Genomic DNA, 23,065 nt, shown 5'->3' on the forward strand with positions numbered 1-23,065 from the left:
GGGCAGGACGAACTCGTAGCCGAGACGAGCGAGGGTGAGGTGAGGCTTGTTGCTGGAGATGTTGGAGCGCAGCGTGATCTTGCCATCAGAGTGCACGGTCCATACTACCTCAGAGATGAAGTGGAAGTCCTCATCACCGAAGGGACGACTGGTGTCCTCGGTGATCTGGTAGCGTCCCGAGGCCTTTTTCATCGTGAGCGTTGCCCCATTAGGTGCCTGGGAGCGCACGGTGAAGTAGAGCTCTACACGACCGCCTGGGAGAGGCGTGATCTTGTGTGAGAGCACCTTGTGGTGGAGGTTGTGCAGGCCATTGGCCACCCACTGGGAGCGGATCCAGACGTCGTTGTCACATGGTGCACGGAAGGCGGTGAGTCGTGGCTCATTGCCCTCACGGATGAGGGTATCGCCAGAGTAGACGAGGCGAGAGATCGTCCCCTGCTTGAGGTCAAAGGCTACGTCGAAGTCCTTGCCCGTCGCTACCCACTTATCTCCGATGGTCTTCACTGAGGCGAAGGGGGAGGCGGTGGCAAACTCGAGCTGGGCCTTGGGCTCGATGCTAGGTAGGGGGAGCTGCTCATCCATCTGTACATAGCCCGTCTTAGCCCAAGGCTTATCCACGGAGAGCACACACTCGACCTTCACGAAGTACTCCGATCCGGGGGTACGCTTGGCGTAGGACTCGGGGAGCTCGACCTCGGCTGTGGCACGTGGGGCGATGGTGGGCATGGGGATCGTAGTGTCCTCTACCTTGATGCCATCACGCCAGAGTGAGAGACGTAGGGTGTAGTCGTCGAGGGTGGTAAAGTAGTTCTTGTTGAAGATCTTGAGCGTACGGCCTTCTGAGCCCTCTAGGGAGATGCCGACGTTCTGATAGACCTTCTTCACCTCGTAGTACTGAGGCTTGGGCTGGAGGTCGGCGAAGACGATACCGTTCATGACGAACATACCATCGTTCGGGGTGTCACCGAAGTCTCCCCCGTAGGCTAGATAGCGCTTGCCGTCAGGAGTGTAGTTGTAGATAGCTTGGTCTACCCAGTCCCAGATAGCGCCCCCGCAGATGAAGTTCGTGCGCTCGATGGCCTTCCAGTAGTCGGAGAGTCCACCGCAAGCGTTCCCCATAGAGTGGGCATACTCGGAGATGTGGAAGGGGTACTTGATCTTGTACTTGCCCTCGGCTGCACCTTCGACCCAGCCGATGGGAGGGTACTGGTTCGAGCCCATATCCACGATGTCGTTGTTGCGCTCGTACTGGATGGGGCGAGTGGTGTCTACGGCCTTGGTGGCACGGTAGCTCTTGACGAAGTTCTCCCCTGGGCCTGCTTCGTTACCTAGAGACCAGATGACGATGCTGGGATGGTTGATATTGGCATACACCATCTCGAGCATACGGGAGACGTGCTGAGCCCCGAACTCGGGGACGTGCGACAGAGAGGCCTTGCCGTAGTAGTACTCGTGGGACTCGATGTTGGCTTCGTCCTCCAGATAGATGCCGTACTTGTCACATAGGTAGTACCAGTAGGGAGCGGGGGGGTAGTGCGAGTTGCGCACGTGGTTGATGTTCGCTCGCTTCATGAGGAAGACCTCCTGTTCCATCTGCTCGTGTGTGATGGCGTGTCCTCGCTCGGGGTTGGTCTCGTGGCGGTTCGTTCCCTTGAGTTTGACGGGGCAGTCATTGACGTAGAAGTAACGACCCTTGCGATTGAACTCATCGTCCTTAGCCTCGGTGTCTCGTATCTCTACCTGACGAAGTCCGGTATAGAGGGAGGCTTGGTCGAGGAGCTTCTTGCCGCTCTTGTCGTAGAGCTCGGCGACGAGGACATAACGGTTGGGCTGCTCGGCAGACCATAGTCGGGGCTGTGAGACGACGAGGTTTGCCTTCGTCGAGCCCCCTAGAGGGAGGCGTACCTCGGTCTCTGCATCGGGAACGCTGGCTACGTTGTCAGAGTAGAGCTCGACACGATAGAGGCGGTAGCGTAGGATACCCTGTGGCACCTTGTTCGCTAGGATCTGTGACGTGATCTCGGAGGTGATGTCTAGGCTCCACTCCTTGGTCCTGCTGTCACATCGGGGGATGACCTGTAGGTCACGTAGCTGTGTCTGAGGCTTGGCCGTGAGGTAGACCGAGCGGAAGATACCCGGTAGACGAAACATATCCTGAGCCTCGAGGAACGAACCATCGCTACTGCGATAGACCTCGACGGCGAGGGTGTTCTCCCCACGAGCATTCAGGTAGGGGCTAATGTCGAAGGAGGCGAGGTTACGGGAGTTCTTAGAGAAGCCCACATAACGGCCGTTGATCCAGAGGTAGAAGAAGGAATCGACCCCATCGAAGTTCAGATACACACTATGTCCCTTCCACCCCTCGGGTAGGGTGAAGGTACGGCGATAGGAGCCTACCTCGTTGCGGTCACGATAGGTCGTCCAGTCCTTGGGAGGGGTGCGCATGACACCGCCCTTCCAGTCCCCGGGCTTCACCTGATGGTAGAAGATCACAGGTTGATTGACGTAGATCGGTGTGCCGTACTTCTGCTTGCCGTCTCGCTGTAGGCCGTAGACGTTCCAGTTCATCGGTACGGTGACCTCCTCCCAGGAGGAGATGTCGAAGCTAGGGAGGTAGAAGTCCTTGGGACGCTCCTCGGGAGTGCGTACCCAGTGGAATCTCCACTTGCCATCCAGACTCTGGTGCAGGGAGCTGTGTTCGGGAAGTACCCGTGTGACCTGATCGCCCTTGGCGAAGGAGAAGAAATAGGCATGGGGACGCTCCTTGTTCAGTGCGTAACGCTCGGGGCTCTGCCATTCATCGCCCTGAGGTGCCTCCTGACGAGCATAGCTGTAGCCAGGCATCAAGCTCTGTGCTCCACCCTCGCCTGCGAAGGCAAGGAGAGCAAGGGAGAGTGCGCCCATACGTAGGATCTTCGTGGGGTCTTTTCTCATGATGTCGTATAAAATAGAGTAAGAGTGAAGTAATCTTATGGGGTATTAAGGTGTAGCACCATGCAGGTACATATACCTATCGTGTCGTGTAGCGTGTCCTCATCTCGTCGTGCTGTGTCGTCTCGTGTGGGAGGTGTGATGTCTCGTGGTGCGCCGTATGAGTGGACCCTAGGGGAGATCACCCGAGGCTCGGGCGGCTGCGATCGTCTCTCGTAGTCCCTCCTCGAGCCTCCTCGTCGGGCTGAAGCCCAGAGCGAAGAGTGGGCTGGGATCACACCGCCAGTTGCGCTGTGCTAGGAGTGGATACTTGTCTCTATTGAGGGGTGTCACCTTGCCCGTGAGGTGTGCTCTCAGCGAACCAAAGGCACAGACGAGACGTACCAGAGGCAGGGGGATGCGGATATGTAGGACATGCTTGCGCCCGATGAGGCGCTGCACCATGCGGCCGAACTCGAGGTCGGTATAGGTGTCCCCGTCGGCGACGATATACCGCTTGCCCTCGGCCTCGGGCTGGGTCAAGACGAAGAGGGCAGCACGTGCCACATCCTCGCCGTAGACGAAGGTCAGGTACTGCGTCTTGCACCCTGCCATTGCATTGATGCCACGGGCGATCCCCTGAAGAGAGAGGAGGTAGTCCGCATCCCCAGGGCCGTAGACCCCAGTAGGCATCAGCAGGGTGAAGGGGAGGCCCGACTGCTCGGTGTAGTGCTCAGCCAGACACTTGCTCCGCCCATAGAGGGTATGGGGGTGCTGCTCGTCCTCTGCCCGCAGGGGTGCTGTCGGACCATTAGAGTCCCCATAGCTGCTCATACTGCTCATCAGCACGAAGCGTAGTGGAGGAGTGGGGAGGGCGCCTAGGGCGGAGAGTAGGCGGCGGGTCTGCTCGGCGTTTACCTCCTGGAACTCCTCCGTACGGGCTGTCTTCGTAATCCCTGCATTATGGATCACGTAGTGCCACATCGGCTCCTGTCCGAGGGTGGGGGGGATGACAGCACGGAGCATCTCGGTCAGGTGGTGCTCATCACTATAGTCCACCTCGACGAGGCGGACACCCTGGGACTCGAGCTTGCGTCTATTACTCTCTGGGCGTATAGCAGCCCAGACCTCGTAGCCGAGGCTCTGAGCTACGCGTACCAGATGGGAACCAATGAAGCCCGAGGCTCCCGTGATGAGGATACGCTGCATGATCGGGATAGGGAGGTGGGGCTAGAATACAGAGAAGTGAACGTACCTCTTGGGGTTCTCCTTGAGGTCTCGCATGAGCTTGTCTGCACTGCCGACTAGACTGTCGAGGCGGTTGTAGAGGGAGGGGTCGTTGAGCAGAAGCCCAGCGGTATTGTCTCGACTACGGAGCTGTGCCGATACCTGCTGGAGCTGGTCGGTGGTCTTCTGCAGGGAGAGGACGATGCTATCCAGCTGGACTCGTGTGAGCTGCTGTGTGAAGGTATTGAGGTTCGCCGTCATCCCCTGTACATTAGCCATAGCAGGCGTGAGGGAGTGAGTGGCTTGATTGAGGTTCGCCATCATACTCTGTAGCTGTGCTGCAGAGGTATTCAGGGATACGAGCATAGAGTCCAGAGCCTTGTCCTGTAGGAGGGCGTTTAGACGCTCTAGGGTAGCTGTGATGGTAGGCATCATGTTGTTCACCGCAGGCAGGATCTGTTCACTAGCTACGGAGAGTAGGTCTCCCGTAGGGCTGATGCTAGCTATGGTGTCGCCCTCGCTGAGGAAGTCTCCACTGTTGCTAGCTAGAGCTAGGACGAGCTCTGCGCCGCTGAGGGGATTGGTCTTAATCCTAACCTGACTACTGCGTGAGACACGTACATTAGGGTCTAGGGCTAGCTCGACCGTAGCTCCATAGCCCCGAGTGTAGTCGAACTGTACATCCCGTACCGTACCGACCTTGAAGCCACTGACGATCACAGGTGTGGCGACAGTGACACTACTTAGGTTATCGAAGTGTGCATAGTAGGTCGTGCTCTTCTTGAAGACCTCGATGCCCTTGAGGAAGTTGATCCCGACATAGCAGATCACGAGGGCAATGATGGCCAGCAGACCTATCTGCACTTCTTTCTTTATCTTCATAATTCTTATATTCTATATGTCTTCTCGTCTAGTGAAGGGTGGGTGGTTAGCCTCGGATACGGACACCATCACGATAGCGGATGATGAAGGCATCACGATATATCTTGGGTAGCTGTCGCAGCTGCTCCTGTGCCTTCTCACGTGTGGATACGTGATCCAGCAGGTAGATGTACTTATTCCCAGCACGCATACGCTCCACTGCGGTGGGGAGGTGGCGGAAGTCTGGGTGCTTGGGCTCCATCTTCTTTGGCGAAGTCAGGAACTGAACTCGGTAGGTGATTTCCTTCGGAGTCTTTGCGCTCTTGGTGTCTTTGCTCGCTGCGGGTTTGGTGTCGCTCTTGGGTGTCTTGCCCTGTCCCTTCTTTGGTTCGGGAGTGGCAGGTGTGTCTGGTGTGCTGGGGGCAGCGGGGATTACCTCTTCGCTGGTTTCGCTACCAGCAGTGGTTTCTACGGGCTCTGTAGTTTCATCCTGCTTAGGTGTATCCTTGGCGCTCTTCCCGGTGAAGGCCATGTAGTAGCCCGTGAAGGCCTCGGAGATCGCATTGGCGATCTTCTCCTGTCCTGCAGCGCTGAGCATAAAGTTCGCCTCCTGCTTGTTCGTGAGGAAGCCGATCTCCGTCAGTACACTCGGCATGGCTGACTGGCTCAGCACCCAGAGTATGTCCTGCCTGACCCCACGGCTATAGCGTCCGTGGGTACGGTAGCGACGCTGTAGTCGGTTGGCGAAGTCAATACTTTTGGTGATGTAGGCATCCTGCATGAGGTCAAACATGATGTAGCTCTCGGTGCTCGTCGGGTCAAAGCCTCGGTAGGTCGTCTTGTAGTCGCTTTCTAGGAGCATAGCCTTGTTCTCCCGCATAGCGACGCTCAGGTTATTGGCGAACTTCGATACCCCGAGCACATAGGTCTCGGTACCGTTCACTGTAGTGGTGGGGGCACTATTGACGTGGATGCTGAGCATGAGGGAGGCCTTGTGCTTATTGGCATAGTCGGCACGTGCCTGTAGCCCTACGAAGGTGTCGGTCTCTCGGGTGTAGAGGACACGTACCTCGGGGTGGTTGGCTTTGATCTTCTTCCCTACGATCTTTGCCACAGAGAGGGTGATGTCCTTTTCCTTGCCTCCATTGCCCACTGTGCCGGGGTCTTTACCTCCGTGGCCTGCATCTATGACGATGGTGAAGAGCCTCTGTGCCCGTAGGGCTGTCGGTATTCCCCAGAGGAGGTATCCTGCGAGAAGGGTGAAGAGGAAAGTCCGATATCGTAATCGTAAAGAGATGAACATCTATCCTAGAGGGCTAAGCCCTAATTATTATACTACTATTGTCAATAGACCACAACCTACTCCCCTCACTGCCTGCATCATCTAAGTCTCCATAAACCACGATGAGCCAGTGAGAAGAGCTCTCATGACCTTTGTCTGTACAAAGATACGAAGTTTCTGCATCTAACTTCGTTAGCCCTCTACCCTAGAGCTCATCCCACGTTCCTAGTCTAAGCCCTCAAAATACCCCTCACGCTTGAGCGCTCCCATAGCATAGCGGGTGAGGGGGTTGTGAGTGAGGCGTAGGGTGTACTTGCGCTTATGCTCGGGAAGGTAGTCAAGAAGCTGTCGATCGAGTAACCCCTGCATTTTCCTTTTCGTGTGTTAAGTGTCTGTAGTATAGGTCTTGTTGCTGGAGCTGTACTTTCCTTAGAGCTAACTGCCTATTTTCCTTTTTTGTGTTCAATCAGCTCCCTTAGATCAATGTCTTGACTTCTCCTTGGGAGGCTCTTCTCAGGGCTGACGCATGAAATCACTATAGTGCGAGGGCAAGGTCGTCAAGGAACATAAGCCGGAGATAGAAGTATCCGTGTCCTAGGTGTAGATATGCCAAGTGAATACCTCCTACCTAGGAGGGATGAGTATACACGTGTGTACACAACTGTATACCCACGTGTACACAACAGTATACACGTGTGTACACAACTGTATACCCACGTGTACACAACAGTATACATGCGTGTACACAAGTGCGCTCTAAGTATCTCCTCTGTAGGGGGGCTTGCTTGTATGTCTGTTTCTTAGGGATAATACGTAGGATCTCTAGTGATGGGCTAAGGCTCTCTGGGATATGAAATAATACCCCCGAAGATCCAAAGGCAGGAGTGTGCGAGCGAGATCATGCGTTGGCCCTAGGCCGCTTCTGCCCCCATCTCCATCTTGGTTGTGCTTGTTTGGGTGAATGCTCGGTACGTTCTTCGCTACAGTAGTCTATGATCTCGGAGGGGTATCTGTCTGCGCTCTCTGTGGGAGATCCCTTTGTTGTGTCGGGAGGAGAGGGGGGCGTTAGGCCTTGTGGGAGGGCTTGGCTAGGAGCGGAGGAAGATGTCGATAGGAGGTGGGGCTGAGCCGTCTGTAGGAGGGCATATATCGTCCATACTATGTCCGCTGGTGTGTACAGGCGTGTACAATATCACCCCCACGACGAGTGCTCTTCCACAGCCTATACTATGAGGGGAGAGAGCTACTGCTGGAGCGAGGTTATTGTTGTACCTTTGTGCGCTAATTTATAATGTATAACGATCCCTATCCCAAGACTGATGGAAGAGACTTCATCGAGGTGGTCATTTAAGCCCCTCCTAGCACAGTGTCGTCTGCTCGTCCTGCGCCTACTCCTTGCCCTGGTTCTCTATACCCTATGCCGAGGCATCTTCTACCTATATAATAGGGATCTCCTCGACCTAAGTACCACTGGGGAGATCGGGCGTATCTTCGTCGGAGGCTTTCGCTTTGACCTTAGTGCGATTCTCTATACACAGCTTCTGCTGACTCTCCTTAGTCTACTGCCCCTGCGGGTGGCCTATAGCCCCGTCTATCAGAGGGCGATGACCTGGATCTATCGCTTCACGATCATTCTTGCCCTCATCCTTAACCTCGGGGATACGGTCTACTACCGCTTTACGCTGAGGCGTACGACCCTCTCTGTCCTAGAGGAGTTCCATGCGGAGAACCCACTGCACTTCCTGCGTTTCTTCATCGACTACTGGGGGATAACGATTGTAGGGGTCGTCCTAATCGCCCTCTTTATCCTCATAGAGCGTAGGCTCCCCCGTCCGAAGACCTATCCCAAGGGTCGTGTCTGGCCCGTCTACCTAACCTCGGCAGGTCTACTTGCCATGGGGATCTATCTCTCTATCGCTGGGGGGCGAGGAGGCTTCACGTCGGAGACTCGTCCGATCACGATGAGCAATGCTGCCCTCTATATCCAGCAACCCCAGCAGCGGGCTATGGTGCTCAATACTCCGTTTTGCTTGATTCGTACGCTTGGTAAGAGTAGCTTGCCTGAGCTGACCTATATGCCCTTTTCCGAGGTAGAGAAGTATTTCAGTCCGATCTATACCCCTGGACATACACCTCACTCGGGGATGTTCCGAGGGCGTAACGTGGTCTTCATTATCTGGGAGAGCTTGGCTCGTGAATGGGTCGGTGCGCTCAATCGGGATATAAAGGGCTACAAGGGATATACCCCCTTCATCGACTCGCTCATCGAGCGTTCCTATGTCTTTGAGAACGCCTATGCCAATGGGGGGAAGTCCATTGATGCGATGCCCTCCATCTTCACCTCTATTATCTCACCTAACGTATCCTTCGTCCTGTCGGTCTACTCAGGGAATGATCTCCCCTCTCTACCCCGAAGGCTGTCAGAGATGGGCTACACTACCGCCTTCTTCCATGGAGCCCCCAATGGATCTATGGGCTTCGATGCCTTCACCCGACAGGTAGGTGTTAGTCGCTACTATGGGATGACGGAGTATAACAATGCTAAGGACTACGATGGGCAGTGGGGGATCTGGGATGAGAAGTTCCTGCAGTATGTCGCTAAGGAGCTCGGTACGCTACCTCAGCCCTTCTTCGCAGCAGAGTTCACGCTCTCCTCACACCATCCCTTCCAAGTGCCAGATGAATATAAGTCTCTGCTGCCCAAGGGATCACATCCGATGCATCAGGTGATCGCCTATTCGGATATGGCACTACGTCGCTTCTTTGAGACAGCGAGCAAGCAACCCTGGTACGAGAATACCCTCTTCGTTATCGTGGCAGATCATGCAGTGCCAGGGGCGTTGGATGAGTACAAGACGACGTCTGGTATCTTCCGTGTGCCGATTATCCTCTTCGACCCGAGAGGACAGCTCGTAGGACGTGAGCCCCATCAGGTCGTGTCTCAGACAGACCTCTATCCGACGATCCTCGATCTCGTGGGGGATACGCATCCGATGGTAGCCTTTGGTAGCTCTGTCTTTGACCCTAATCGTCCCCGCTTCACGGTGCAGGAGATCGATGGCATGCATCAGATGATCGAGGGTGACTGGCTCCTGCAATTTGATGGTATACAGCCCAGGGCTCTCTATAACCTCCGTACTGATCCAAGGCAGACGACCGATCTCCAGGATCAACCCAATACCCCTCTACCCGCAATGCTCCTTCGTCTCAAGGCATACCTGCAGGAGTACACACATCGTATGAGGGAAAACCGCCTCATCTCCCTTGAGCCTAGCCGATAGCTAGGTAATTTATATGGGGGCTCTAGTCGTGAAGCATCCTAGGCGAAGGCCTACCCGTAGGTCTACCCAAAGAGAGCGGAGATACACCAGTATAGGCGTATCTCCGCTCTCTGGCTTTGGTGGGGTATAGAGTGTTGCATGTGAGGGATATAATGATGGGAAAATGCTATCTTTGTGGTGGAGTTCGCCACACACGATCCCATCACACCCGTACTGAATAGGACACGATAGCCCCTATTCTTACCCCGTGCTCCGCCCTGAGGATACTCCCCAACTAGAGACACAATGTAGGTAACATGAGCCAGTGCATAGCTATGTACAGGCTCCTACTCCCTCTCCCTGTAGTATTCTCCTAGTCAGCTCTTCATGAGGTAGGGATATGATGGTTATACCTCCTCGTGTCTCACGACTCAAGATATTAATATATCCATGTCGTCCAAGGAGGTGGGCTCGGCACACTATGCACCTAATGTAATGAGACAAAACATCACTAGATCTGGTCTCAGCCTCTGCCTATTGGCCCTCCTCAGTCTCCTCGTGAGCTGTCGTAAGGAGCCAATCGAGCAGCCGAGACCACAGAGTACCCAGCAGAGCATCCAGCTAGATCTCTCTGGAGCGATTGACGAGGCAAAGTCTTTCGACTACACTTTTGGCAGTCAAGACAAGACATCGAGACCACACCTGCATTCCATCCAAGGACTTACTGTCCACTTCTTCCTACGTAGACCTGAGCCCCACGCTAGGGTTCTACACTTCGCTCTAGGTCAAGAGTATTGGCACCTAGAGAGGACATCGAGTGGGGTCACTATGAAGACTAAGCAGAGTGTCGAGGTCGGTATAGGTGCTGGTGGGCTAGACCTGACGAAGGGCGACTGGCTCTTTACAGCATTTATCGGGGGACGCTATGTGAATGGAGAGCTCAACTTCAGCCCCGGTGAGAACTATGATGATAACTTGGGCGGAGATAAAGCTCGCATTGATATCCCCTACTGCACGAATTGGCAGCGTATCACCATCGAGAATAGAGGTACGGCGAAGGCTCCTGCACTCTGGCTCCAGAGCAAAGGGCTCCAGTTCGTCCCTATGGGCTCCCTCATCCGTGTGCGCCTCTCTAGTGATATAGAGGGAGAGGAGAGTGAGGAAGCCACACAGGTCGGACAGCTTGCTCTCATCTCCGAGGATCCTGACTTCGGAGGGGATGTGTCATTTAACCCAGCAGTGGCTCGGGAGGGTGATAGACCTACTATGGTGAATAATGCGCCAGATAGGAGTGTCTTCGCCTATCGTGTGCACGCAATGGTACCATCTAGCTCTGATATGAAGCTTCGCCCCAACTATCGGCCTGTCGCTCTACTCTGGGGGATGAACCTATCTAAGAGTCAGGAGAAGAAGGTCAAGTTCCGTATCTCTGCCCTCGGCTATAAGCTCCGTGCCCTGACTCCCTCCCCCCATATCCAGCAGGGTGACTACTCCGTCCAGCTGACACGCCCGATGCCTAGTGGGATGACTGGCTATATCGATGTGACACTCGTGCGCCCCAAGACCCCGCTGGAGTATATCGCCGATGCTAACCTCTCGCCAACGCCTAAGGTCCTCGCTGATCCCAATGACTCCTTCCACTCGGGCTACTATAGTCTGAATGATATATATAGGAATAGCCAATGGGAGCGGGAGAACCTCCCCGATGGGATGTACCTCCCGGGTGTGGATGAGTGGCAGACACTCTTCCCTGGGGTGATGTCTCCCCAGTATATTCGCTTCGATAACGACTATCCCCGTCAGACCTGTGTCGATGTCGCTAGTCTCGCAGGAGATACCTATACGGCTAAGTCTGAGTATCGTGGTGTCGATAGGGGGGATGATAGGTATGAGGTGTATGCCCTCTGCTTCCAGCCCATATCAGAGAGCCCTATCCTCGGTACGAAAGCTCTCCATACGAAGAGGTTCTTGACAGCTATCAAGTATGAGTTCTTTGCTCCTGGTGAGCTGACGGGTTTTGTCCCTAAGGAGCAGGAGAACCCCGATGGCTATACCCTGCGAGTGACCTCCTATTACCTCGGGACAAGCCCCGAATATCAGAGTGTCACCCTCGCCGATGTTGCGAATGTGGGAGCCCCAGGCAAAAAGGGGAAGGCAGGGGCAATCAATAGAAAACTCTTCCAAGAGCCAGACCCCGAGGGGCGTCGTCGTGTCGTCTACTTCCCCATGACGGGCTATGGAATCAGTCAAGGAGGGCGGACAGCGCAGGCGATTAATCTCTTCCTCCGAGGTAAGACGAAGGATGCGACAAGGACTGCCTATGAGCAGCTCATCAGGGAGGGTTGTGTCACGGACAATAGGATCGCAGAGACTGCCGACTCGTACTATGTGCTTAAGGGGAAAGATAAGGAGGGTAGCTACTGGCATCTCGTGCTCAATAAGCAGAATGGTATCGGGCGTGGCCCCAACTATGGCTCAAGTAAGGCGAAGTGGGATACAAAGCACTACCCTGTCGTCCGACCCTTTGTCCGCTTTGCCCGCTAGGTAAAGGTGTACATCCACTAGTCCCAGGATGAGTAGAGATATAAGTGTGATGAGTACCGGAGTATTGTGTATCTTTGCCCGCAATTTGATCTCATGATCTCTTTCATTACCACGAAAATATATGGTCTTTGGAGTATCCCTCCAGAGGATAGTCTATCCTCATAATCATAATCTCACCGAGGAATGAGCCAATGACCAAATTTTCCACTTCATCAACTAATGTCCATGTGACACAACAACTAGACTATACATGATTAGACTAACAAAGATCATCCTAGTATTTCTAGTACTAGTAGGGCTGATGGGTTGCAATAAGCAGAGCGACCCGGATTTGGCTCAAGCAAGTAAAGAACACTACACAATTAGCTTCGCGACGGAAGGAATTGGAGAAGAACTCCGAGTGGCAGGACTGCCCAGCATCCCCGTAGGCTCAGACGGTAGGAGGATTAGCAAGCTTTTAGCTGACGACATCACTCAGGTACCAGTACACTGCGTGTTCCGCAGCTCTACGGGCGAGTCCTTTGCCCAGACACTCCTATGGGATCGTATTTCTGGGACACAAAGACTGCGTCTCCGCGCCTTTGAACTCACTATCCCTGCAGGTGTCGATATTTCACCTCGCTCCTCTGCGACATGGTATATGTGTGCCGTCATAGGTGGCGATCTGGATGCTACAGGCAAGAAGGTGAACGTGGCGCAGACCGACCTGCGCACGTCTCTTAAGCCCATGAATAGTGCTACCCCTAATAGCATCGTTGTTCCCTGGGTTTCTCCATGGATGGAGTTAGCACGCTCAGAGTATGAAGGGAAGATACAGGTAACGACTAAGGGTGCTGTGCCCTTCCGCCCACAGGGTGTGATCCTCCGAATCAAGCTAGGTAATCAGGTCGAGAACAAGACGGCTGTGACACTCGATGGCCCACTCGTTATTCAGTCGAATGCCTTTGATGATGAGGGTAGCTTTGACCTGAGCCCCTCCAGCATAGTCGGAGGTGATATGCCTCGGTGGGTCGCTAAGTCAGCAGAGGGCGATGCCTTCCTCAAGTATGATCTCGCTTCTCCCCATGCACTCCAATACAACAAGCTCGACGAAGATAAGACCTATCTCGTGTGGATCATGCCTAAGGCAGGTGTCGTGAAAGCAGAGACCACGGTCTATCTAGGAGGTAAGTTCGATGATGCTATGATCCAGCATCCGACCCCGTACTTCCTTACCGACTATCAGCGGAAGACAACCGTCGCTTCACTGCGGAATGGTCAGATACGTAGCCTCACTGCTCAGGCGACTCAGCGAGTCAAGCTTCCGCTGGAGTACATCACTGAGGTGAATGGGCCTACTAGGTATGTCTCTAGTGTGGCTGATGTACTAGCTTTACGTAAGTTGATACCAGCCGGACAGCATCTGCCCACCGTAGAGGAGGCATGTAGTGTCTTCCCCTTTTGGGGAGGTAGGCCTGCTCGCGCATTTGTGGATCCATGGAATGAAACCGAGTACCAGGATGTTGACGAGGTTATTGAATGGGGGGGATACCCTGAGCAGACCTATAAGAGTGATTTTGGAAATACAGGTGTGCCACCTGCCCAGTTAGGTGATACTTATGCTCTTCGGTATAAGAATAGTCCTTTCCGTTCAGCATGGAGGTATCACTGGTACGATGCAGGGGGAAATAACTCTGAGCTCGAGATCTCTTGTTGTTGGGTACCTCTTTGGGAATCCGTAACCCTCAGTACGCTCCGGGATCCTAGCTGGTGGAACACCCACCCAGAGAGGAATATTACCCGACTCTTCGTTGAGTTCTCGGACTCGGTAGATTATTATGGCAATGGTTTAGGTCCCTATGGATTTTTTACGTACCTAGCCTATTGGGGAATACAAAAGAATGGGAAGCCATTCCTTTATGGTTCTCTAAATCAGGGGGAATCTACGGGCCAAATTGTTACGAAGATAGAAGTATCTGATCACTTGCCTAGAGGTGTTGATGGAGGTACTGGGGGATTCACTTCCATTAGCCTATGGACTCGACCTTTCTACGACAAAAGGTAAGAGAAGATCTAGAACAGGGAGGGGGCAAGAGTCATTAATGGCTCTTGCCCCCTCCCTGTTTGATACTCCTTGTTGTCCTGCCCTTTATCTACTAGGGATAGGCTGGCAGAGTTAACCCTATGGTGAGGTAAGTAATGAAATAGGCTGGGTATTAGAGTAATTGTGTATCTTTGCCCGCAAATAGGTCTCTTAGCCACTTTTGTTACCACGAAAATATATGGTCTTTGGAGTATCCCTCCAGAGGATAGTTTATCCTCATAATCATAATCTCACCGAGGATTGAGCCAATGACCAAGTATCTCACTTTATCAAATAGTGTCCATGTGGCACAACAGTTTAGAAACGCATGATTAGACTCACAAAGATTATCTCAGTATTTCTACTACTAGTAGGCCTGATGGGTTGCAATAAGCAGAGCGACCCGGATTTGGCTCAAGCAAGTAAAGAACACTACACAATTAGCTTCGCGACGGAAGGAATTGGAGAAGAACTCCGAGTGGCAGGACTGCCCAGCATCCCCGTAGGCTCAGACGGTAGGAGGATTAGCAAGCTTTTAGCTGACGACATCACTCAGGTACCAGTACACTGCGTGTTCCGCAGCTCTACGGGCGAGTCCTTTGCCCAGACACTCCTATGGGATCGTATTTCTGGGACACAAAGACTGCGTCTCCGCGCCTTTGAACTCACTATCCCTGCAGGTGTCGATATTTCACCTCGCTCCTCTGCGACATGGTATATGTGTGCCGTCATAGGTGGCGATCTGGATGCTACAGGCAAGAAGGTGAACGTGGCGCAGACCGACCTGCGCACGTCTCTTAAGCCCATGAATAGTGCTACCCCTAATAGCATCGTTGTTCCCTGGGTTTCTCCATGGATGGAGTTAGCACGCTCAGAGTATGAAGGGAAGATACAGGTAACGACTAAGGGTGCTGTGCCCTTCCGCCCACAGGGTGTGATCCTCCGAATCAAGCTAGGTAATCAGGTCGAGAACAAGACGGCTGTGACACTCGATGGCCCACTCGTTATTCAGTCGAATGCCTTTGATGATGAGGGTAGCTTTGACCTGAGCCCCTCCAGCATAGTCGGAGGTGATATGCCTCGGTGGGTCGCTAAGTCAGCAGAGGGCGATGCCTTCCTCAAGTATGATCTCGCTTCTCCCCATGCACTCCAGTACAATAAGCTCGACGAAGATAAGACCTATCTGGTGTGGATCATGCCTAAGGCAGGTGTCGTGAAACCAGAGACCACGGTCTATCTAGGAGGTAAGTTCGACGATGCTACGATCCAGCACCCGACCCCGTACTTCCTTACCGACTATCAGCGGAAGACAACCGTCGTATCACTGCGGAATGGTCAGATACGTAGCCTCACGGCTCAGGCGACTCAGCGAGTCAAGCTCCCGCTGGAGTACATCACTGAGGAGCATAAGTCGTGTGGCCCAATCTATCGTGCTGCAGATGTACTAACTTTACGTAATGAGATACCAGAAGGACAGCATCTGCCCACCGTAGAGGAGGCGAGTAGTGTATTCCCTTTCACTGACAGAAAGGATGATTCGTTTGTGTTTCCATGGAGGAGTAGTACACATGAAGACATTGACGAGCGTATCCAATGGGGGGAACACCCTGAGCAGACCTATAAGAGTGATTTCCAAAACACAGGGGAGCTCTCTTGGTTAGGTGAGACTTTCGCTCTTAGGTATAAGAATAGTCTTTTCCGTTCGGCGTGGAGGTATCACTGGCATGATGGTGGGGGATCTAATTCTGTGCTCGAGATCACCTGTCGTTGGGTGCCTCTCTGGGAAGATGTAACTCTAGACACAATCCGGGAGACTAGCTGGTGGGATACCCATCCCAAGGGAGGGGTTACTCGACGCTTTGTCGAGGAGTTTGACTCAGTGAATTATTATGAATTAGGTTCAGGCCCCTATGGTCTGTCTACCTATTTCGCCTATTGGGGAATACAAAAGAATGGTAAGCCGTTCATTTATGGATCTCTAACTTTGGGGGGGCTGTCTGCAGGTGGAGTTGCTACGAAGACACAAATAGACGAATACTTGCCTAACGGCGTTGATGGAGGTACAGGGGGATTCAGCTCCATTACACTGTGGACTCGACCTTTCTACGACAAAAGGTAGGAGAAGACCTAAACAAAAGCAAGGGGGCAAGAGTCATTGATGGCTCTTGCCCCCTCTTTCTTTCGTCCCCCTATAATCCTCATCTTAGGATTACGGCTTGCTCCTCCCTCTCTTTCCTCCTGGCTTGCTCAGTTGGGAGTGTGTTTATGCTAAGAGCATTCCTTCGGAGGGGCTCATGTGTGGGGATAGATGAGGGGGAATCAATCTAATACGGGGCATAGTTGTGTGTGATAAGGAATTGAGTATCTTTGTCCCCCAAATGCAACAGCAGAACCCTCATACACCAGCCACTAAGTGGCATAATTCTAATTCCTATTATTCATAACATTCATCTCCACATGAGACGTATCTTTACCCTATTACTGAGTGTATTACTCCCTCTATGCCTGCAAGCACAGAAGACTAAGTTTACCCCCGAGCACTGGGGACTAGTCGATGGAAAGACCGTGATCAAGGCGAATATCACGAGCCCTATCTTCCGCAACTACAGCGTGGCTGTAGAGCGTGTCCTGAGTCGTGGTCTCGGCCTACAGCTCGGGGCGAACATCATGCCCCGTGGACCCCTACCTCTAGTTCCTGCTGGGGGTGCTCTGCAGATGGAGTCGGAGTGGGTGAATTTCTTCTCCCTCAGCTCCTTCTCCCTCACCCCTGAGCTCCGCTGGTATACAGGCGGGGGCTATGGACATGGCTTCTACCTGATGGGATACTGGCGCTATGAGCGCTATCGGGTCGGTGACTATGGGTATCACTTCGATCTCGAGCGGCTCCCTAATGGGACGACCCCCCAAGGGAGTGCTGTCCTCTCGGGTAAGCTCGATACCTACAGCCTGGGGCTGGGCCTAGGGGCTCAGTGGCTCTTCGGGCGGAACAAGAATATCGTCCTAGACTGGAATATCCTAGGGGCACATATCGGCCGTGGTAAGCTCGGGGCGGATGTCGTCTACCACCTCAAGGGTGGGGGGCAGCTACCTGCGGAGAGCCGCGAGACAGCTAGCCGGGACATCTTAGCTCCGCTGAGCGACCTAGCATTCCTCAACCTCGATGGGGCTCGGGCCGAACTCGACGAGGCCAACACGACGGTACGTGCTCAGGGGATAGGCACTCCCTGGGCCTTCTTCCGTATGTCGCTCTCGGTAGGCTTCCGCTTCTAGCGTTTTGTTTTTAGGCTGATCCTAGGATTGCAGGGCTCGGGATAGAGCCCATTGTAAGGGACAGGGCACACCTCCTCATCATCGGGGGGTGTGCCCTGTCTCTATCTATGCTCTAGGTGAATAGCTTAGAGGAGACGAACCATAGACCTCTCTCAATGGTTTACCCTACTAGGATGAAGGTCATCCCCACTACCCATAAATAAGATATAAGCAATATACACTATGGCACTCCCTCTGCTCTCTGCTGTCCTGCCTGCTGACTCTACAGCAGCTTCTCAGGTTACCTCCGCTCTAGGGACAGCTACTCAGCCCCTCGAGCTGGATGTAAACAACTGGTTTAGCCGTGCGATGATGAATGATTGGCTGAACTCGGGTATCAACTTCGGGATACGTGTCGTGTTGGCAATCCTGCTCTTCCTCATCGGTCGCTGGGTGATACGTCGGCTACTCCGCATCTTTGAGCGTATCCTCAAGCGTAGAGAGATCGATGGGGTGGCCGTCACACTCCTAGGCTCGGTGCTCACGGCTCTGCTCTACATCGCCCTCTTCCTCACACTGGGCGGGGTGCTCGGGGTGAAGTCGGTATCCTTCGCTGCTGTGCTGGCCTCGATGGGTCTAGCTGTGGGGATGGCACTGAGTGGACAGCTTCAGAATCTAGCAGGAGGGGTCATCATCATGGTGACCAAGCCCTTCTCGATCGGGGACTATATCTTGGCTCAGACTGCTGAGGGCTCAGTGCGAGCTGTGAGCCTCTTCTATACCGAGATCTTGACACCAGATAACAAGTGCATCTTTATCCCCAATGGCGTCCTCAGCAGTGGTGTTGTAGTGAACTATTCGCACGAGGAGACGAGGCGTATCGAATGGACGATCGGGATCGAGTATGATGAGGACTTCGCTCGTGTACGCTCGGCCATAGAGAGTCTACTGGAGAGTGACGAACGTGTGCTCAAGACCCCCGAGCCCACGATCGTACTCCATAACCTGAATAGTAGCTCGGTCGATGTCCTAGTACGTGCCTGGGTACGCTCTGAGGATCTATGGCCTGTCTTCTGGGACTTCAATCGTCGCATGTATGAGGACTTCAACAAGCGAGGCATATCCTTCCCCTTCCCACAGCTCACTGTCCATCAGGGCAAGTAAGGCATGGACTTTCAGCTCACCTCTCGCTTCAAGCCTACGGGCGACCAGCCCCAGGCGATCAGCGAGCTCGTCAGTGGCTTCCAGCAAGGTATCCCCTTCCAGACGCTCCTCGGGGTGACAGGGTCGGGGAAGACCTTCACCGCAGCCAACGTCATCGCTCAGGTCAAAAAGCCCACACTCGTACTGAGCCACAACAAGACCTTGGCAGCGCAGCTCTATGCCGAGTTCAAGGCCTTCTTCCCCAACAACGCTGTGGAGTACTTCGTCTCCTACTACGACTACTACCAGCCAGAGGCCTATATCGCCGCCTCCGATACCTACATAGAGAAGGATATGGCGATCAATGCTGAGATCGAGAAGCTTCGACTCCGGACAACAGCCTCTCTGCTCTCGGGACGTGAGGATGTAATCGTGGTCTCATCCGTATCCTGTCTCTATGGTATGGCCGACCCGAAGGCCTTCGAGGAGAAGATCATCCGCCTCAAGGATGGGCAACGCTATAGCCAAGACCAGTTCAAGCGTGACCTCGTACTCAACCACTATGTCAATGACCGCATCACCTTCGAGTCGGGCTACTTCCGTGTCAAGGGGGATACGATAGACGTCTTCCCGGCTATCGAAGGCTTCGATGGTGTGGCATACCGCATCACCTTCTGGGATGATGAGATCGAGCGTATCGCCTCCTTTGACCCTCAGAGTGGTCGGGAGTACGGGCCGATGTCTTCGCTCGTTATCCATCCAGCTAACCTCTTTGTCACGACCCAGGAGCAGGTGAATACTGCCGTAGGGCAGATAGACGTAGACCTAGGTAATAGGGTACGGGAGCTGGAGGAAGAGGGGCACCCCTACGAGGCCAAGCGTCTCTACGAGCGAGTGACCTATGACCTAGAGATGATACGTGAGCTCGGCTATTGCTCGGGGATCGAGAACTACTCCCGCTACTTCGATGGTAGGCAACCTGGTGAGCGTCCCTTCTGCCTGCTGGACTACTTCCCGAGTGACTATCTGCTGATCGTAGATGAGAGCCATGTGACCGTACCTCAGATCCATGCGATGTACGGAGGAGACCGCTCGCGCAAGGTTAGTCTCGTGGAGTATGGGTTTCGCCTGCCCGCAGCACTGGATAACCGTCCGCTGAAGTACGAAGAGTTCGATGCCCTCACCCCCCGCATCCTCTATATCAGTGCTACGCCTGCCGAGTATGAGTTGGCTAAGAGTGAGGGGATCGTCGTCGAGCAACTTATTCGCCCCACGGGTTTGCTAGATCCCGTGATCGAGGTGCGCCCGACACAGCATCAGGTGGATGACCTAGAGCATGAGATCAGCCTAGCTATCCAACGTCAGGAGCGTGTACTCGTCACGACACTCACCAAGCGTATGGCAGAGGAGCTCTCCGAATACCTCCTCCGCCATGGTGTCTCATGTAGCTATATCCATAGCGATGTGGATACGCTGGAGCGCATACAGATCATGGAGGATTTACGTAAGGGTGTCTATGACGTACTCATCGGGGTCAATCTCCTTCGTGAGGGACTGGACTTACCCGAGGTGGCACTCGTGGCGGTGCTGGATGCCGACAAGGAAGGCTTCCTGCGCTCCCACCGCTCCCTCACTCAGACGGCAGGACGAGCAGCACGTAATGTGAATGGTCGGGTGATCTTCTACGCCGACAAGGTCACCGAAAGCATGCGCCTGACGATGGAGGAGACCGAGCGCAGGCGCACGAAGCAGATCGCCTACAACGAGGCCAACGGCATCACCCCCCAGCAGATCGTCAAGAACAGTGCCTCGGCCTTCCCCGACAAGAAGGATACGACTGGAGCTGTCGCCTATGTCGAGGCAGACCCGACGGCCGCCATCCCCGATCCTATCGAGGAGGTGATGGGGCTGGAGAAGCTCATGAAGCTCGCCGAAGTCAAGCGCTCCGAGATGATGGCGGCAGCCAAGGAACTAGACTTCATAGAGGCTGCTCGCCTACGCAACGAGCTACAGCGTCTGGAGGAGAAGATACGTCTCTTGCAGTAGCCCTCTCCCTACACCCTCTCTTAGCTCTCTGTCACTAACGAGAGAAACCAAGGGTAGCACTCATTCCGATGGGTGCTACCCTTGTTTTTTTCTCTGAGTATGGGGAGTGGGGGATAGCCTTTCGGGGAGGAGAATAGGTGGGGACTAGAGGGGGGCGGTCAGGGGCGACGCCGGATCTTCTTTCGAGCCCCCCATACTTGGGCTCTTTGGGGATATTATTCCATGTCTGAGGGTGTCTTAGCCAGAAGCTTAGAGAGCCTAGGCATTAGTCCCGAGGAGAGCTCAATACGAGCACTGCAGGGGACATACTTAGAGCGAGGTAGTGTACACGTGTGTACACAGTTGTATACACGTGGGTATACTGTTGTGTACACACGTGTATACTCACGCCTCCTAGGTAGTAGGTATAAGCTGGGGATGTCTACACCTAGGGCACAGACACTTCTATCTTCGGTGTCTGCTCCTTGACTACTTTGCCCTCGCACGATGGGGTTTCATGCGTCGGCTCTGGAGGGATAGGTATAAGGGGAAAGTAGTACCTTTGGTATGATTATTGTACTATGTAAGTGCGTAATGCAGTCAGTAGTCCCCTCCTAGGAGAGGGGGCATGACCACATGATAATTGTACTAGATGAAGGATATCTTGATGCTTATACGGCGGTTCATCGCCCCTAAATACAAGGGGCTACTTGCGCTGGCTGTCCTATTTAATATCTTCAGTGCGCTACTGAATCTCGTAGCCTTTGCCCTGGTGATGCCTATTCTGAATATACTCTTTCAGATAGAGGCACGGGTGACGACCTTTATTCCCTGGTCCTCGCTGGACCTGACCACACAGCAGGGCTGGGCAGATATACCCAAGACCATCAGCCACAACTTCAGCTACATCGTCTCGGAGCTGATAACGACCAAGGGGGCTTCCTATACCCTCGTCATACTAGGGGTCTACCTAATCCTGATGACCCTACTCAAGGTCGGAGCCACCTACCTCGGAGGCTTCTTCCTCATCCCACTACGTACAGGGGTTGTCCGTGACCTACGTAATATGCTTAACCGCAAGATCCTCTCCCTGCCTCTCGGCTTCTTCAGCGACGAGCGCAAGGGGGATGTGATGGCTCGTATCACGGGGGATGTCGGTGCGGTCGAGAGCTCTGTGATGAGCTCTATTGACCTCCTGCTCAAGAATCCCATCATGATCCTTGTCTACCTCGGCTCTATGCTCCTGATCAGCTGGCAGCTTACCCTCTTTGTCATCCTAGTCCTACCCGTGGCAGGTCTAGTGATGGGCCGTGTGGGTAAGTCCCTCAAGCGGTCAAGTCTGGAGGTGCAGAACCTCTCTGGGGAGCTCGTCAGCCAGATCGAGGAGACCCTAAGTGGGCTACGTATCATCAAGGCCTTTACGGCTGAGAGCTTTGTCGGTCGGCGCTTCGAGTCGCTTAATGAGCGACTACGTGGCTCGATCATCGCTGTGGGACGTCGTCAGCTCCTCGCACATCCGATGAGTGAGTTCCTCGGTACGATAGCCATCGTGGTCGTCCTGTGGTATGGGGGATCGCTCATCCTCTCTCAGTCGAGCTCGATTACGGCCTCTTCCTTCATTTACTACCTCGTTATCTTCTATAGCCTCATCAATCCGCTCAAGGAGCTGAGCAAGGGCTTCTATGCTATTCGCAGTGGTATGGCCTCTATGGAGCGAGTAGACCGCATCCTGATGGCAGAGAATATGATCCGAGACCCAGAGTACCCACAGCCCGTGACCTTTGAGGAGGCGATCGAGCTACACAACGTCTCCTTCCGCTACGCTGAGGAGTGGGTGCTTCGGGAGGTCAATCTCAAGATACACAAGGGGCAGACCGTCGCTCTCGTCGGTCACTCAGGCTCGGGGAAGACCACGCTGGTGGATCTGATCCCACGCTTCTATGATGTCGTGGAGGGCTCGATCACCATCGATGGAGTGGATATACGGGATGTCGCCGTACAAGACCTTCGCCACCTGATGGGGAATGTGAACCAAGACCCGATCCTCTTCAATGGCTCGGTGTATGATAATATCGCCTTCGGGATCGAGGATGCCTCCCTAGAGGCTGTCCGCCGAGCAGCTAGCGTCGCGCACGCTGATGAGTTCATCGATCTCCTCCCCGAGGGCTATCAGACCAATATCGGAGACCGAGGGGGCAAGCTCTCTGGGGGGCAACGACAGAGGCTCTCCATAGCACGAGCTGTCTACAAGAATCCCCCTATACTGATCCTCGATGAGGCCACCTCTGCCCTCGACACCAAGAGCGAACGTCTCGTGCAGAGTGCCCTCGACCGCCTCATGTCCGGGCGTACGACCATCGTCATCGCCCACCGACTCTCCACGATCATCCATGCCGACCTGATCTGTGTCGTCGATGGGGGACGTATCGTCGAGCAGGGGACGCATGAGGAGCTCCTCGCCCTCAACGGGCACTATGCTCGCCTGCATGCTATACAGGTGAA

At 54.0% G+C, this 23,065-nt stretch carries 13 protein-coding genes; 8 read left to right on the forward strand and 5 right to left on the reverse strand.

Annotation, left to right across the window (positions count from 1 at the left end):
• The 5 genes from QZ554_RS04715 to QZ554_RS04735 all read right to left on the reverse strand — a co-directional run.
• Positions 1-2,934, reverse strand: a 2,934-nt coding sequence (locus tag QZ554_RS04715) for a glycoside hydrolase family 2 TIM barrel-domain containing protein (protein WP_297194717.1), incomplete at its 3' end; no start/stop codon positions are given.
• Between the two features lie 168 nt (positions 2,935-3,102).
• Entirely contained in the window at positions 3,103-4,119 is a 1,017-nt protein-coding gene (locus QZ554_RS04720; protein ID WP_297194718.1) for an NAD(P)-dependent oxidoreductase, read from the reverse strand.
• Positions 4,120-4,140: 21 nt separating this feature from the next.
• On the reverse strand, positions 4,141-5,019 hold the full coding sequence (locus QZ554_RS04725) for an MlaD family protein (protein ID WP_297194719.1): 879 nt from the start codon (positions 5,017-5,019) through the stop codon (positions 4,141-4,143).
• 46 nt (positions 5,020-5,065) lie between these two features.
• On the reverse strand, positions 5,066-6,301 hold the full coding sequence (locus tag QZ554_RS04730) for an N-acetylmuramoyl-L-alanine amidase (protein ID WP_297194720.1): 1,236 nt from the start codon (positions 6,299-6,301) through the stop codon (positions 5,066-5,068).
• A gap of 204 nt (positions 6,302-6,505) precedes the next feature.
• Entirely contained in the window at positions 6,506-6,649 is a 144-nt protein-coding gene (locus QZ554_RS04735; RefSeq protein WP_297194721.1) for a hypothetical protein, read from the reverse strand.
• Between the two features lie 950 nt (positions 6,650-7,599).
• Between QZ554_RS04735 and QZ554_RS04740 the strand changes: the two genes are divergently transcribed.
• The 8 genes from QZ554_RS04740 to QZ554_RS04775 form a co-directional block, all read left to right on the forward strand.
• A complete protein-coding gene (locus tag QZ554_RS04740) occupies positions 7,600-9,561 on the forward strand; it encodes a sulfatase-like hydrolase/transferase (RefSeq protein ID WP_297194722.1) in 1,962 nt (653 codons plus the stop codon).
• Positions 9,562-9,990: 429 nt separating this feature from the next.
• Complete coding sequence (locus QZ554_RS04745) at positions 9,991-12,084, forward strand: hypothetical protein (protein ID WP_297194723.1); 2,094 nt, start codon at positions 9,991-9,993, stop codon at positions 12,082-12,084.
• A 250-nt stretch (positions 12,085-12,334) separates the two neighbouring features.
• The gene (locus QZ554_RS04750; RefSeq protein WP_297194724.1) at positions 12,335-14,128 is read left to right on the forward strand and encodes a hypothetical protein; all 1,794 of its coding nucleotides are present in this window, start codon (positions 12,335-12,337) and stop codon (positions 14,126-14,128) included.
• A gap of 346 nt (positions 14,129-14,474) precedes the next feature.
• Positions 14,475-16,265: a hypothetical protein gene (locus QZ554_RS04755; protein WP_297194725.1), complete on the forward strand. Its 1,791-nt coding sequence runs from the start codon at positions 14,475-14,477 to the stop codon at positions 16,263-16,265.
• A gap of 338 nt (positions 16,266-16,603) precedes the next feature.
• On the forward strand, positions 16,604-17,416 hold the full coding sequence (locus tag QZ554_RS04760; protein WP_297194726.1) for a hypothetical protein: 813 nt from the start codon (positions 16,604-16,606) through the stop codon (positions 17,414-17,416).
• Between the two features lie 222 nt (positions 17,417-17,638).
• Complete coding sequence (locus QZ554_RS04765; RefSeq protein WP_297194727.1) at positions 17,639-18,559, forward strand: mechanosensitive ion channel domain-containing protein; 921 nt, start codon at positions 17,639-17,641, stop codon at positions 18,557-18,559.
• A gap of 3 nt (positions 18,560-18,562) precedes the next feature.
• Positions 18,563-20,584 (forward strand): excinuclease ABC subunit UvrB, encoded by a 2,022-nt coding sequence (gene uvrB / locus QZ554_RS04770; RefSeq protein WP_297194728.1) that lies wholly within the window; start codon positions 18,563-18,565, stop codon positions 20,582-20,584.
• A gap of 631 nt (positions 20,585-21,215) precedes the next feature.
• Positions 21,216-23,065 (forward strand): ABC transporter ATP-binding protein (locus QZ554_RS04775; RefSeq protein WP_297194729.1); only part of this gene is annotated, 1,850 nt, incomplete at its 3' end.

Source organism: uncultured Porphyromonas sp. (assembly GCF_915070105.1).
In the GTDB taxonomy this organism is placed as follows: domain Bacteria; phylum Bacteroidota; class Bacteroidia; order Bacteroidales; family Porphyromonadaceae; genus Porphyromonas.

Bases quoted from the DNA above. Each gene is read 5' to 3' on its own strand.
- QZ554_RS04720 (WP_297194718.1), bottom strand. From the start codon at position 4,119: ATGCAGCGTATCCTCATCACGGGAGCCTCGGGCTTCATTGGTTCCCAT.
- QZ554_RS04725 (WP_297194719.1), bottom strand. From the start codon at position 5,019: ATGAAGATAAAGAAAGAAGTGCAGATAGGTCTGCTGGCCATCATTGCC.
- QZ554_RS04730 (WP_297194720.1), bottom strand. From the start codon at position 6,301: ATGTTCATCTCTTTACGATTACGATATCGGACTTTCCTCTTCACCCTT.
- QZ554_RS04735 (WP_297194721.1), bottom strand. From the start codon at position 6,649: ATGCAGGGGTTACTCGATCGACAGCTTCTTGACTACCTTCCCGAGCAT.
- QZ554_RS04740 (WP_297194722.1), top strand. From the start codon at position 7,600: ATGGAAGAGACTTCATCGAGGTGGTCATTTAAGCCCCTCCTAGCACAG.
- QZ554_RS04745 (WP_297194723.1), top strand. From the start codon at position 9,991: ATGTCGTCCAAGGAGGTGGGCTCGGCACACTATGCACCTAATGTAATG.
- QZ554_RS04750 (WP_297194724.1), top strand. From the start codon at position 12,335: ATGATTAGACTAACAAAGATCATCCTAGTATTTCTAGTACTAGTAGGG.
- QZ554_RS04755 (WP_297194725.1), top strand. From the start codon at position 14,475: ATGATTAGACTCACAAAGATTATCTCAGTATTTCTACTACTAGTAGGC.
- QZ554_RS04760 (WP_297194726.1), top strand. From the start codon at position 16,604: ATGAGACGTATCTTTACCCTATTACTGAGTGTATTACTCCCTCTATGC.
- QZ554_RS04765 (WP_297194727.1), top strand. From the start codon at position 17,639: ATGGCACTCCCTCTGCTCTCTGCTGTCCTGCCTGCTGACTCTACAGCA.
- uvrB (WP_297194728.1), top strand. From the start codon at position 18,563: ATGGACTTTCAGCTCACCTCTCGCTTCAAGCCTACGGGCGACCAGCCC.